This is a genomic window from Aminobacter sp. Y103A, assembly GCF_030294925.1.
GTDB classification, from domain to species: Bacteria; Pseudomonadota; Alphaproteobacteria; order Rhizobiales; family Rhizobiaceae; genus Aminobacter; species Aminobacter ciceronei.
The window spans coordinates 1,875,006-1,888,769 of sequence record NZ_AP017986.1 but is presented as its reverse complement, the minus strand read 5'-3'; the positions used below and the strand labels follow the sequence as shown (position 1 = coordinate 1,888,769).

10 protein-coding genes and 1 pseudogene are annotated in these 13,764 nt (G+C 63.5%); 4 read left to right on the top strand and 7 right to left on the bottom strand.

The window, feature by feature from the left end; genetic code table 11:
* Window positions 1–82: 82 nt before the first annotated feature.
* Window positions 83–877 (top strand): helix-turn-helix domain-containing protein, encoded by a 795-nt coding sequence (locus tag Amn_RS09055; RefSeq protein WP_182575506.1) that lies wholly within the window; start codon window positions 83–85, stop codon window positions 875–877.
* On the opposite strand, the gene Amn_RS09050 is transcribed toward Amn_RS09055, so the two are convergent.
* The 3 genes from Amn_RS09050 to Amn_RS09040 form a co-directional block, all read right to left on the bottom strand.
* On the bottom strand, window positions 855–1,862 hold the full coding sequence (locus Amn_RS09050) for a stealth family protein (protein ID WP_182575507.1): 1,008 nt from the start codon (window positions 1,860–1,862) through the stop codon (window positions 855–857). The genes Amn_RS09055 and Amn_RS09050 overlap by 23 nt on opposite strands.
* Before the next feature lie 80 nt (window positions 1,863–1,942).
* Window positions 1,943–2,890, bottom strand: coding sequence for a DMT family transporter (locus Amn_RS09045; protein ID WP_182575508.1), 948 nt, complete (start codon window positions 2,888–2,890; stop codon window positions 1,943–1,945).
* A complete protein-coding gene (locus tag Amn_RS09040) occupies window positions 2,887–5,196 on the bottom strand; it encodes a xanthine dehydrogenase family protein molybdopterin-binding subunit (RefSeq protein ID WP_286296365.1) in 2,310 nt (769 codons plus the stop codon). The genes Amn_RS09045 and Amn_RS09040 overlap by 4 nt, the downstream gene beginning before the upstream one ends.
* A gap of 149 nt (window positions 5,197–5,345) precedes the next feature.
* On the opposite strand from Amn_RS09040, the gene pepN reads away from it, so the two are divergent.
* The 3 genes from pepN (at window position 5,346) to Amn_RS09025 (ending at window position 11,099) form a co-directional block, all read left to right on the top strand.
* Entirely contained in the window at window positions 5,346–7,991 is a 2,646-nt protein-coding gene (pepN, locus tag Amn_RS09035; protein WP_286296364.1) for an aminopeptidase N, read from the top strand.
* Window positions 7,992–8,225: 234 nt separating this feature from the next.
* A complete protein-coding gene (locus Amn_RS09030) occupies window positions 8,226–10,556 on the top strand; it encodes a PAS domain-containing sensor histidine kinase (protein ID WP_286296363.1) in 2,331 nt (776 codons plus the stop codon).
* A gap of 114 nt (window positions 10,557–10,670) precedes the next feature.
* Window positions 10,671–11,099, top strand: a complete 429-nt coding sequence (locus Amn_RS09025) for a type II toxin-antitoxin system PemK/MazF family toxin (RefSeq protein ID WP_286296361.1) — start codon at window positions 10,671–10,673, stop codon at window positions 11,097–11,099.
* Between the two features lie 94 nt (window positions 11,100–11,193).
* On the opposite strand, the gene Amn_RS09020 is transcribed toward Amn_RS09025, so the two are convergent.
* The 4 genes and pseudogenes from Amn_RS09020 to Amn_RS09005 form a co-directional block, all read right to left on the bottom strand.
* The gene (locus Amn_RS09020) at window positions 11,194–11,436 is read right to left on the bottom strand and encodes a hypothetical protein (protein WP_286296360.1); all 243 of its coding nucleotides are present in this window, start codon (window positions 11,434–11,436) and stop codon (window positions 11,194–11,196) included.
* Window positions 11,436–12,386 (bottom strand): hypothetical protein, encoded by a 951-nt coding sequence (locus tag Amn_RS09015; protein WP_286296358.1) that lies wholly within the window; start codon window positions 12,384–12,386, stop codon window positions 11,436–11,438. Before Amn_RS09015 ends, Amn_RS09020 begins: the two co-directional genes overlap by 1 nt.
* A gap of 422 nt (window positions 12,387–12,808) precedes the next feature.
* Window positions 12,809–13,189 (bottom strand): annotated as a pseudogene (locus tag Amn_RS09010) (IS1595 family transposase); the annotation flags it as partial.
* Window positions 13,190–13,299: 110 nt separating this feature from the next.
* A complete protein-coding gene (locus Amn_RS09005; RefSeq protein ID WP_286296356.1) occupies window positions 13,300–13,752 on the bottom strand; it encodes an EF-hand domain-containing protein in 453 nt (150 codons plus the stop codon).
* Window positions 13,753–13,764: the final 12 nt, after the last annotated feature.

Below are 13,764 nucleotides of genomic sequence, written 5' to 3'. Positions count from 1 at the left end.
CCGAACATCTCACCGCCGCTGAACCAATGCGATTACGCTTGAGGTAATAGCAATCAGAATTGCCTCTGCTTAGTGTGGCGGCATGACAAACACACAAAACTCCGTAGGCGACCTCATCCGCGAATGGCGCACCAGGCGGCGCATGAGCCAGCTCGACCTGGCGATGGAAGCTGAAATCTCGCAACGGCATCTGAGCTTCATGGAAAGCGGGCGCTCGGCGCCGTCGCGCGAGATGGTACTGCATCTGGCCGAACAGCTCGAAATCCCGCTGCGCCAGCGCAACCAGCTGCTGCTCGCCGCCGGATACGCACCGAGCTTCAGCGAAAAACCGCTCGACCACCCCTCGCTGGCACCCGCCATGGAGGCGGTGCGCATGGTGCTGAAGGGGCATGAGCCCTACCCCGCCATCGCGGTCGACCGGCATTGGAACCTGATCGAGGGCAATGCGGCGCTCGGCCCGATGCTTGCCGGCGTCGATGCCGCCCTGCTCGAGCCGCCGGTCAACGTGCTCCGGCTCAGCCTGCACCCGAAAGGCGTGGCGCCGCGCATCGTCAACCTGCATGAATGGCGCTCGCATCTGCTCGAACGGCTGAAGCACCAGAACGACACGGCAGGCGACCCGGTGCTCAAGGCGCTGGAGCAGGAATTGCTGACCTATCCCGACGGGCCGCGCCAGGGCCGGCCGCTGCAGGCCGATCCGCTGGCGATCGCCCATCCGCTCCGGCTGCGCGTCGGGGACGACGTGCTGTCCTTCATCAGCACGATCACCGTGTTCGGCACGCCGCTCGACGTGACTCTGTCGGAAATCGCCATCGAATCCTTCTTCCCCGCCGACGAAGAGACGGCGGCGCGGCTCAGGTGCCTGGCCGTTCAATAGCGTCAGGCCGCGATAAGACACGATCCTTTTCGAACGGCGACGGGTCCGGAAAGATCGCCGCCAGGGCTGCCTGCATCTCCACGGCCCTGACACCGGCACGCGCCTCGTCGTCGATCTCGTCATTGAGACAGAAAAAGGCCGGCGGTGCTGCGACCAGGCCTGCCAGCGACCGACTGAACGCCTCGTCGTCCCGGACGGCCACGACATTCTCCTGTACCAGCTTCACCTGCACGACGCCGTCGGCGCGGCCGCGATCACGCTCGGCAATGGCATTGATGTAGAGCACCTTCGCCGACGCGTCCGTGCTCTGGCGGAAACGATGCCGCGCCGTGCGGCGCAGCCAGAAGCCGAAGCGGTCGTGCAGCCAGGCCAGCTTGTCGAGTTCCAGCAGCAGCGGGACATGCGGCGGGTAGGACCAGCGCCTGCGGCGGAACGCCAGGCACAAAAGCAGATTGTTGAAGGCGAGCGTCCTGATGTAGCGATCCGCCCGCAGCCGAAACCGTGGCAGCCTCGCCGCCATGACGTGAAGCCGCGCACGACCATCGGGCAAGACGAACTCTTCCTTCGATACCATCTGGCCGACGAAGAAGTCGTCGTTGAACAGCAGGAAGCGATTGGCGACACCGGCCCTCCCGATGCCGTGCAGATTGGCTTCGATGGCGCTGGAACTGAACACCGGCAGGCCGGAAGGCTCGGCGAAGAATTCCGCATGGGTGACGAGGTTGATGCCGGGACGATCGAGGTCGAGCCATGACGGCACCTGACCGTTGGTGACGAGATGGATGGTGCGGACCCAGGGCAGATGGAAATGGATCGACCGCAGCGCATAACGCAACTCGCCATTCTCGCGAAAACGACAGGATGCCGGCCTCAGCCATGGCCGCTTCGGCCAGTGGCGCAGCAGGCTTTCACGGTGGACAGGATCGCTGCCGTCGACCCAGGGCATGACGACGTCGATCGGGTCGGAAAATGCGTTCAAAGTCATGGCTCGCCCTTCGACGGGAATTCGGTCGCCTCAGATCAGTCCGAGGAGCGGGCAGGCTCCGGATGCATTGCCGTCGCCGCCTATTGCGGCGAGGACGCTTTCTTGACCGCCTGGCGTTCCAGGCCAAGGCGTTGTTCGCGCCAGATGATGAAGATGCCGGCGGCGATGACGATGATGCCGCCGACCAGCGTATGGATGGTCGGCAGGTCGCCGAAGACGAGATAGCCGACGGCGATGCCGAGCAGCAGGGAGGTGTATTCGAAGGGCGCGACGGTCGAGGCCTCGGCGTGGCGGTAGGCCTCGGTCATGAACAGCTGGGCGATACCGCCGCAGAAGCCGCCGGTGACGAGCAGCGCCGTCTGCTGCCAGCTCAGCGACTGCCAGCCGAAAGGCAGGCTGAACAGGGCCATGACGCTGGCGGTCAGCGAGAACCACAAAACGATGGTTGCCGTGCGTTCGGTGTGGACGAGGTTGCGCACCAAAAGCATGGCGATGGCCGACAGGCCCGCGCCGATGATGGCGGCGACAGCTCCCATCGCCGCCTTGTCGCTGACGCCGCCGGGAGAGGTGAACAGCGTCAGGTTGGGCCACGACACGATCAGCACGCCGACGAGACCGACGGCAACCGCGGTCCAGCGATAGGCGCGAACGTTTTCGCCGAGGATCAGCGCGCTGAAGACGACGACGAGCAGCGGCTGGGCATAGTTGAGCGTGATCGCCTCGGGCAGCGGCAGTTGGGTCAGCGCATAGAAACCGAAGCCCATGGCGGTGACGCCGGCGAGCCCGCGCATGATGTGGCCGAATGGCCGCCTGGTGGTGACCGCCGTGCGCAGCTCACCGCGGCAGGCGAGGAAGACGAGGATCGGAAAGATGGCGAAGAAGGACCGGTAGAAGACGATCTGGCCGGCGGGCACCTGGCCGGCCAGCTTGATGGCCGTCGACATGCCGACAAAGATCGCCACCGAAATGACCTTGAGAGCGATACCTGTAAGCGGCGACGACGCCGCCTGAACCACGTTTTGCTTCACTGCTGCCGTGCCGCCTCTATCGCCGCCCAGATGCGCAACGGCGTCGCGGGCATTTCAATGTGGGTGATGCCGTAGGCGCGGTGGAGCGCGTCGGTGACCGCGTTGAGCGCCGCCGGCGTGGCGCCAATGGTGCCGGCCTCGCCCGCGCCCTTCATGCCCATGGCATTGGTGGTCGAGGGCACGTTGCGCGTCTCGAAATGAAAGGACGGCACGCTGTCGGCGCGCGGCATGGTGTAGTCCATGAAGCTGGCCGTCAGCAGCTGGCCGTCCTCGCCGTAGACGGCCTCCTCCTGCAACGCCTGGCCGATGCCCTGGACGACGCCGCCATGGACCTGGCCGGCAAGCAGGATCGGGTTCACGGTTGCGCCGAAATCGTCGACGATGGTGTAGGCGACCACTTCGGTGGTGCCGGTTTCCGGATCGATCTCGACCTCGCAGATATGCGTGCCGTTGGGATAGGTCGCCTCGTCCTGAACAAATTCGCCCATCGCCTTGAGATCGTCGGGGTTTTTCGCCGCCGCATGGAGATCGGCGAAGGCCATGGCGCGGTCGGTGCCGACGATGCGCGCCTCGCCATTGCCAAGCTCGATATCGGCGGCCGCCGCCTCCAGCTCGTCGGCTGCGATCTTCTTCAGCTTCTCGGCAAGGGCTGCACCCGCGCGGGAGGCGGAAACGCCGCCAAGCGGGATCGAGCGCGAGCCACCGGTGCCGCCGCCCTTGGCAAGCTGGTCGGTGTCGCCCTGGTGGACGCTGATGCTGGCGACGTCGAGATTGAGCTTTTCCGAGACGAACTGGGCATAGGCAGTGGCATGGCCCTGACCGTTGGACTGGGTGCCGATGAACACCGAGACGGTGCCGTCGGCATTGAGTTCGACCCGCGCCGGCTCGGAGCCGGCGAAGGCGCAGGCTTCGATGTAGGTCGCCATGCCGAGCCCGCGGATCTTTCCACGCGACCGGGCTTCGGCGAGACGGTCGGGGAATGCAGCCCAGCCGGCGCGTTGCATCGACAGGTCCATATGCGCTGCGAATTCGCCGACGTCGTAGAGCCGGCCGGTCTGGGTGCGGTAGGGAAACTGCTCGGGGCGGATGAAGTTGCGGCGGCGGATTTCGTCGACGGTGAGGCCGAGGTCGCGGGCGCAGGCGTCAGCCAGCTTCTCGACCAGAAGCGCTGCTTCCGGGCGCCCTGCGCCGCGATAGGCATCGACAGGACAGGTGTTGGTGTAGACACCTTCGATCGTCACATCGAGCGCCTGGATGTCGTAGACGCCGGTCGACATGCTGGCACCGATATAGGCGATGACAGGGCCATATTGCGAGACGTAGGCGCCGACATTGGAGAGCAACCTGACGCGCAGGCCGAGGAAGCGGCCGTTCCTGTCCATGGCCATCTCGGCTTTGACGACATTGTCGCGGCCTTGCGCGTCGGTGAGGAAGTGTTCGGTGCGGTCGCTCGCCCATTTGACCGGCCGGCCAAGCCGCCTGGCCGCTTCCAGCACCAGCGCATGCTCGCGGTAGACGAAGGCCTTGGTGCCGAAACCGCCGCCGACATCGGGAGTGACGACGCGCAGCTTGTCGCTCTCGATGCCGAACACCTGGCCGGTCAGCACATTGCGCATCGAATGCACGCCCTGCGAGCCGGTGGTGAGCACGAAGCGGTCTTCGTCGTCGCGCCACTCGCCGATCGCCGAGCGCGGCTCCATGTAGTTGCAGATCAGGCGGTTGTTGATGAACTCGATGCTGGTGACGTGATCGGCTTTGGCAAAGGCGCTGTCGGCCCTCGCCTTGTCGCCGAGATGGTAGGTGAAGGCGCGGTTGCTGCCGAGCTCAGGCCAGACCAGCGGCGCCTCGGCGTCGAGGGCAGTCGCCGTGTTGGCGGCGGCGTCCTCGCCGTCATAGTCGACCTCGATCAGTTCGGCGGCGTCCTGGGCAAGCGCGCGGCTGTCGGCGACGATGAAGGCCACCGCATCGCCGACATAATGAACCCGGTCGCGGCACAGGATCGGAATGTCGCGTGTCGGCGCACGGCTGCCGTCGGGCTGCTTCTGCATGACCGTCGACTTGAGGGCGCCGAGATGGGCGACATCGGCACCTGACAGGACCAGGTGGACTCCAGGGGCGGCGCGCGCATCCTCGAGCGAGCCGATCGTGAAGCTGGCCTTGGCGACGGGCGAGCGCAGGACGTAGCCGTGCAGTTGCGCAGCGGCGGCGATGTCGTCGGTGTAACGGCCCTTGCCGGTGATGAAGGCGCCGTCCTCGACGCGCAATACGGACGCGCCCATTCCGAATTTCGGCGTGACGACTGTCATATCTGCCTCGTGAGGATTGGTGGGGAGCGCAGCGAATGTGCGGTCCCGGACAGTTTTGCCGAGGGGGCGTTTCGTGTAAAGAGCAGCGGCCGCATATTTATTCTACCAGCCTGCGGCCAGCATCCGGAAGTCGACAGGAAGGCCATCACATGCGCACTGATACTGGACAGGTGTTTCGTCTCGAAGACTACCGGCCCAGCGACTACCTGATCCCGAGAACCGAACTCGACTTCCGGCTCGGCGAAGACAGCACCAGGGTGGTGGCGCGGCTGACGATCGAGCGGCGCGCCGGCATCGACAAGCCGGTGCAGCTCGAACTCGACGGCGACGGCCTGACCATGCGCCGCATCGAGATCGATGGCGAAGCCGTCGATGCCGCCGATTTCGACGCCACGCCAGACCGGCTGGTCATCTACAATCCGCCCGCATCCGGCCGCTTCACGCTTCTGATCGAGACCGAGCTGGCGCCGTCGCGCAACGAGGCGTTGATGGGCCTCTACCGCTCCAGCAATGTCTACTGCACCCAGTGCGAGGCCGAGGGCTTCCGCCGCATCACCTATTTCCTCGACCGGCCCGACATCCTGTCGGTCTATACGGTGCGGATGGAGGCACAGCGCACCGAAGCGCCGCTGCTGCTCTCCAACGGCAATCCGGTCGAGCATGGCGACCTCGAAGACGGCTGGCACTATGCCGTGTGGCACGACCCCTTCCCCAAGCCGTCCTATCTCTTCGCGCTGGTCGCCGGCGATCTCGGCTGCATCAAGGACCGCTTCGTCACCGCCTCGGGCAAGCAGGTGGAGCTCGGCATCTATGTCGAGCACGGCAAGGAGAACCAGGCCGGCTACGCGATGGACGCGCTGCGCCGCTCGATGACATGGGACGAGGAGGTGTTCGGCTGCGAATACGACCTCGACGTGTTCAACATCGTCGCCGTGTCCGACTTCAACATGGGCGCGATGGAAAACAAGGGCCTCAACATCTTCAACGACAAATATGTGCTGGCCGACGAAGAGACCGCGACGGACATCGATTTCGCCAATATCGAGGCGATCATCGCGCATGAATATTTCCACAATTGGACAGGCAACAGAATCACTTGCCGCGACTGGTTCCAGCTCTGCCTCAAGGAAGGGCTGACGGTTTTCCGCGACCATGAATTCTCCGCCGACCAGCGTTCGCGGCCGGTCAAGCGCATCGCCGAAGTGCGCACCTTGCGCGCCCACCAGTTCCCCGAGGACCAGGGGCCGCTGGCCCACCCGGTCCGCCCCAGGCGTTATCGCGAGATCAACAACTTCTACACGCCGACGGTCTACGAAAAAGGCTCGGAAGTGGTGCGCATGATCCGCACCATCCTGGGCGCCGAAACCTTCCGCCGTGGCATGGACCTCTATCTCGAGCGCCATGACGGCGACGCAGCGACCATCGAGGATTTCCTCCAGGTGTTCGAGGACGTGTCGGGCCGCGACCTGTCGCAGTTCGCGCTCTGGTACCACCAGGCCGGCACGCCCAATCTGAGCGTGACGACGCGGCACAACGCCGCCACCGCCGAGTTCACCATCGAGGTCGAGCAATCGGTGCCGCCGACACCGTCGGAAAGCCGCAAACGGCTGATGCACATCCCGCTCGCCTTCGGCCTGGTCGGCAGCGACGGCAAGGACATGGCCTATGGCGGCGCCGAGGGCGCAACGGTCGAGGACGGCGTCATCCATGTGCGCAAGCGCAAGCATGTCGTGACCTTCTCCGGCGTCACCGAGCGGCCGGTGCTGTCGCTCAATCGCGGCTTCTCGGCGCCAATCACGCTGAGCATCGAGCAGCGGCCGGAAGACCAGATCTTTCTTGCCTCCCATGACAGCGACGCATTCTCGCGCTGGCAGGCGTTCAACACGCTTTTGACCGACGCGATCATCGCGGCATTCAGGAACATCCTCGGCGGCAAGCAGCCGAAATTCGGCGCCGAGCTGACAGGACTGGCCGGGCGCATCGCGGTCGACGACACGCTCGAGCATGCCTTCCGCGCCTTGGCGCTCGCTCTGCCCGGCGAGGCCGACATTGCCCGCGAGATCGGCAAGAACATCGACCCCGACGCCATCTTCGCCGGACGCGAGGCGCTGGCACGCAGCATCGCCGAAGCCAATGCAGGCGTCTTTTCGCAGCTTTACGACGAGCTGCTGATGTCAGGTCCGTTCTCGCCGGATGCGGCGAGCGCCGGACGGCGGGCGCTGCGCAACACGCTGCTCGACTATCTCGCGATCCTGCCCGATGGCGCCAAGCGCGCGTCGGCACATTTTGCTTCCGCCACCAACATGACCGACCGGGCTGCGGCCCTTGCCGTGCTGGCACATCGCCATGCCGGCAGCGCGGAAGCCAAGGCAGCACTTGCCGAGTTCGACAAGCGCTATCGCGGCGACCCGCTTGTCATGGACAAGTGGTTCATGATCCAGGCGACGGCGCCGGGCGCCGGCGCGGTCGATGCGGTGCGGGCGCTGACCGAACACCCGGCCTTCTCGATCGCCAATCCCAACCGGGTGCGCTCGCTGATCGGCGGTTTTGCCAGTGCCAACCAGACCGGCTTCCACCGCGCCGACGGCGCCGGCTACACCTTCTTCACCGAGACGGTGCTGACGGTGGAAAAGCGCAACCCGCAGGTCGCAGCGCGGCTGGCAACGGCACTGCGGTCGTGGCGTTCGCTCGAGCCGAAGCGCCAGGCCAAGGCCCGCGATGCCTTGCTGGCGATACAGGCGAGGGAAGGTCTGTCGGCCGACCTGCGCGACATCATCGAGCGCACGCTGGCCTGACCGGGCCGGCTTGCCACCGACATCGCCCGAAATGAGGCGGCTTCCGAAACCGGGGGCCGCCGCTTTCATTTGCGCGCTACCACGCCGCCAATTCGTCAGGCTTTTAGTCGAACTTTAATCTTTTTCGCGCCGGCCACTGGACAAGGCGAATCAGCTTTGATTCTTTAGTGACGATTCGGATGTTCGGCGTATTCCGCATCGAGTTACCAGGAAACGGGATTTGGGGAGCCATTTATGGCAAAGGCGGACGCGTGGGGCGCGCCCGATGAGACTGCTATTGGCCGTCGCAGGCAGGCGCGCAGCGCTGGCCTGGCGGGCAATGCACGCCTCATCGCCGAACCCGCATACCGCCGCCTGCTGGCCGCCGAGCCGCTGCTGCGCCGCTCGATCCCGACGCTGATCGTCGTCTTCCTGATCGTGATCGCCGGCACACGCTTCCTGTCGCTGATGGCGCAGCGCGACGACGTCGAGCGCAACGCCAAGGCGATCCTGGCGCTCTCGGCCGGCGAGCTGGTCAACGCGCTGATGGTCGGCGCCACCACCGAGCGGCCGCTTGCCGCCGCAAGCCAGGACCTGCTCGAACGCACCAGCCAGCAAGGCACGCTGAGCCGCAGCCATGTGGTTGCTTTGACCGACCAGAATTTCCGCATCGTCGCCGTCAGCCCGCAGTCGACCGGCTGGCAGGGCCAGGCGCTCGACGGCCTCGTCTCCGGCGGGCAGCCGCTGTTCATGTTCGGCGACCGCGCCGGCGTGATGGAGGTGCGCATCGGCGGCCGGGACTGGCTGGCAGCCATCAGCATCGCCGACGACAAGCGCGCCGCGGCCGCCGCCATGGTGCCGCAGGATGCGGTGTTTGCCGACTGGCGCAAGACGGTGTCGCTCAATGTCGCGCTGTTCGTGATGACCGCCGGGATGCTGATCGTCATCCTGTTCGCCTATTTCAGCCAGGCGGCGCGCGCCCAGGCCGCCGACGGCATCTATCTGGAGGCGCATGAGCGCATCGACCTGGCGCTGGTGCGCGGCAAATGCGGGCTGTGGGACTGGGACATGGTGCGCGGCAAGATGTACTGGTCGCGCTCGATGTACGAGTTGCTCGGCTACGAGGCCTGCGAGGCGATGCTGTCGTTCGGCGAAGTCGCCCGCATCATCCATCCCGAAGACGGCGACCTGTTCGAACTGGCCAACCAGGTGATCATGCGCGAGGTCGACCATATCGACCGGGTGTTCCGCATGCGCCATGCCGACGGCCGCTGGGTGTGGATGCGCGCCCGCGCCCAGGTTGTCGATCCGGAAGCGCCTGAGATCCAGATGACCGGCATTGCCGTGGATATCACCGAGCAGCGCCACCTCGCCTTGCGCTCGGAGGCCGCCGACCAGCGGCTTCGCGCGGCGATCGAAAACATCACCGAATCCTTCGTGCTATGGGATGCCAACGGGCGACTGGTGATGTGCAATTCGAAGTACCAGCACGACAACGGGCTCGCCGACCGCGACGTGCTGCCGGGCACGGCGCGCGAGGAGATCGAGGAGCGCATGGTCGCGTTCGCCTCCGAGCGGCGGCTGGCCAATGCCAACGGCCCGCGCGGCGGCGCCACCTATGAGCGGCAGCTGGCCGACGGCCGCTGGCTGCAGGTCAACGAGCTCACAACGCGCGATGGCGGCATGGTGTCGGTCGGCTCCGACATCACCCAGATCAAGCAGCACCAGGACAAGCTGATGGAGAGCGAGCGCCGGCTGATGGCGACGATCCACGATCTCAGCCTGGCGCGGCGCTCCGAGGAAGAGCGCTCGCACGAACTGGTCGAGCTCAACCGCAAATACATGAAAGAAACCGAGCGCGCCGAGGCGGCCAACCGGGCCAAGTCGGAATTCCTCGCCAACATGTCGCACGAGCTGCGCACGCCGCTCAATGCGGTGATCGGCTTCTCCGAGCTGATGGAAGGCCGCCTGTTCGGCCCGATGGGCTCGCCGCGCTACGAGGAATATGCCCGCGACATCAACTCCAGCGGCAAATACCTTCTGGGCGTCATCAACGACATCCTCGACATGTCGAAGATCGAGGCCGGCCAGTTCTCGATGGACCGCGAGGAGATCGATCTCTGCCCGCTGATCCGCGAGACGGTCCGGGTGGTGTCGCTGCAGGCGGCACAGAAGTCGATCACCGTGGAGACGCAGATCGCCGACTCGATGACGCTGTTCGCCGACCGCCGCGCGGTCAAGCAGATCGTCATCAACCTGTTGTCCAACGCGGTGAAGTTCACCGGCGAAGGCGGACGCATTTCGGTGCGGGCGCGCAACGCCTCGGGGGCGCTGACGCTGTCGATCGAAGACAATGGCTGCGGCATTCCCAAGGACGCATTGGGCAAGCTCGGCCGGCCGTTCGAGCAGGTGCAGAACCAGTTCTCGAAGAACCATGCCGGCTCGGGCCTCGGCCTTGCCATTTCGCGTTCGCTCGCCGAACTGCATGGCGGCGCGCTGAAGATCCGCTCGACCGAAGGCGTCGGCACCATCGTGTCGGTGCGCATCCCGGTGAAGAAGGTCGAGCGCCTGGCCAAGGCCGCCTGAGCATCAACGCGTTTCCGGCAACCGCGCCTCGATGAACTCCAGCGGCCGTGTGCTGGCAGGCGGTCCTGTCAGGCCGGCGTTCACTTTCGCAAGGTTTCTGCTATTCATCCAAGAATGGGGATCAAAGAACATCCGCTGCAAGGCAGCATCGTCACGGTAGATTATTCCAAAGGCGGGTTTGAAGAACCGGAGATGATGAAGCGGCGACTTGCGATCGTCCTGTCTCCAAAGATCGTTTCCCGTCCCCATTTATGCACTGTTGTACCTTTGAGCCTGACAGAGCCAGAAAAGATCATGCCGTATCACAAGCAGATTGAAATACCATTCGATATGCCCAAAGAGTGGGGCAATATGGCGAGGTGGGTTAAGGGTGACATGGTCAATGCGGTCGGCTTCCATAGAGTCGACTTATTGAGATTGGGAAAGGACAATCAAGGGAAGCGCATCTATCAAATGCAGGCACTTCCGGCTGCGATTCTAACGGTAGTGAGAGCCTGTGTATTGCATGGCATGGGGCTCTCAACGTTGACAAAACACCTCTAATTACCCATATTGGGTAGGTTAGCGGCTCTGCTCATGTCATCCGCGTCTAAGACCCTACCAAGGGCCACTGGCCAGCCTGAGCGAAGGCAAGCTCTTAGGTCAGTGCCGAAATTTTGCCCCAAAACCCCGCTTCGGCGGGGTTTTGTGTATCCAGCGTTTCCTGGCCTTTCTGGCTAGCTTTGCGCCTCACCAACTCTCTTACCTGTTCGGCGGTCACCTTTGGCGCGTGCGCGATCTTATTAACGACAGCCTCAAAGGCTTCGTCTGACTGATTCGTCTTTAGTTCACGCGCGGCTTCCTCGAATTTCTCGCGTTGGGTTTTCGGTCTTTCACCCATCAATCGTCCTCAAGGACCAATTTCTGAGCCTCTAGGAGTTTGATCAGCTTGCCAATCTCCTTGGGACCCATTTCGCCCTTCACCATAAGCCGCACATTGGTCTCTTGGCCGACTCGATTGCGCATCCACTCGACCTCACCCTGTTCCGTTGCAATGTGGGAATCCTGGGGGAAGGCAAATACAGGTGGGGTCGCCGGCGCGTTGGCCGCTTTGGATTCTACGATAACTTCGCTCATGGGAATTCCTGTCTGGCTTCCTTCCACCGCGACCCAATTCCCGTCATCGGAAACCAACCGCACGCGGAGAGGCTTTGGTAGTTGAAGCGCTCCCTGCGATTCCCACTGGACGAAATCGCCGACTTTCGCTCCGCCAAACGCCTTGTTGTCGGGATCTCCCAACGTCTGGATGTTTGGCAAAGCTGATTTTTCACCAGTGTCAGCCGAAGGGCCACCACTTTCGAATGCCTTCTCTTGCTCCAGATAGCGGCAAGTTTCCATGTAGGCGGCCACAACCGGACCGATGGCGCGATCAAGAAAATTCTCACGCATCAACCAAGATTTCAGGGCACCCTCTGAAGGATGGCCGTCTTGGAACCGCTCTCGGATCTCTGCAAAGATGTCTGGACTATACGCTGCCTCCACCAAAGCCTTTTTGCGGGACGCCTCTGAATCAGGATGAAGGATATCGACGGCTAACTGCGTAACCCGCGTTTGCCCCTTGCCTGCCTTCTCAAGCAATCCGTAGTGGGCAAGAGACGCTAGAGCTTTGTCAGAGGCACCGCTTTGGCCGCCATAGCCGATGTGCTTGGCGGCTACATCTCGGTCGATTATGTTTCGGCGATCAGCAGCATGTATTGCTCGTGCCTGCATGAGTGCCTTCGGCAAACTGGTATTCGGGTATCCGGGGCTTTGAGCGCGCGCCATAAAAACATCTCCTTTGATGCCCGTCATATAACATTGCCAGCCCGAAAAAGCAATTGGAGCAGCCGCCGCTGCCAGTTTCGCCGAAACCTGCAAGCAATTGAAGCAGCGCCCTTGCGAATCGGTAAGCAGTCGGGCATGATAATTCTCGGTCGGCAAGACCGGGAAGGAATGACGATGACTAACAGGAGAGTCCCCCTAGCCACAGTCACGGTCCACGGACACGGCGCGGGATAAGCGAAGAGGCCCCGCAACCGGCCGGGTTGCAGAGCCTCGAAGTGGGCCACCAGAGCGAACTGGGAGCGGCGGTGAGAATATCACCGCCGCTTTCGTTTGTGAATCCCCTTGATCTTTTCGCCGGGGCGGGAGGGCTTTGCGAAGCGCCAGAGCGACAACTCTAACTGCACCGGCTTTCGGAAATGTCGGCGCTTGTGGTCAAGCAGGTCTGCGGTTGTCAGGCGTTTGCCGGCGCCGCCCTTCAACGCGATGAAAGCACGAGTGCAGTTATCGACGCCCATGGCGATGCGGTTCGAATAGCGGAAGTCGAATTCCGCGAGATAGCGGTGCAGATGGTTTTCGGCGCAATCCTGATAGACGCCTTTCACGCCGCGCTTAAAGATCGAGAAGAAGCCTTCAACCGTGTTGGTGTGGACGTGGCCGCGAACGAATTCGTCCTTGGAATGCGTGACGAATTCATGCGAGGCGAAATCCTGGCCGGCGCGGCGATAGATACCGCTCTCGCCGGTCATCAATGCGCTTTCCTTGGCGATGTTGGCGCGGACGATCGGCATGACGTTGCCCATGCGGGCGGTATCGACATGGAAGGAACAAGCAAAGGCCGGCTACATTGCGGCAAGGTTGCGCGCGTTCGTGTCCGGACAAACAAAATCTCCCGGAGAGCTACTCTCCGGGAGGTTTCTCAGCTCGGGCCTGAGCGTTGGCGTCAGCGCTTGCCGTCGCGACCATGCCAGCCGCGAACCGGCATCTCGTCCTTGACGATCTTGCCGTCGTCGTTGCGGTCGAGCAGCGCAAACAGCTTCTTCTGGCGCGACTCGATCTCGGCCTTGGTCAGCTCGCCGTCGCTATTGGCATCGAAGCGCTTGATCAGGCGCTCGGCCATGCGCTCGGCGCGCATGCGCTGGATCTGGTCCGCCACCTCGGCAACGGTGATCTTGCCGTCGGCATTTTCATCGGCGTCCAGCAACCGGTTGTTCATCGCGGCTGCGAACTCCTCGAAGGTGACGTCGCCGCTCTTGTCGGCATCGGCCTTTTCGAAGCGCATCTCAGGCTTCATGTTCTGGCCACGCGGCCCTTGCCCGTTGGCGGCAAAGGCTGAGGTTCCGGCCGTGCCCGCGAGGGCGAGAAAGGCGATCGCGATCCTTGTTGACGTGTTCATGGGGTTTCTCCT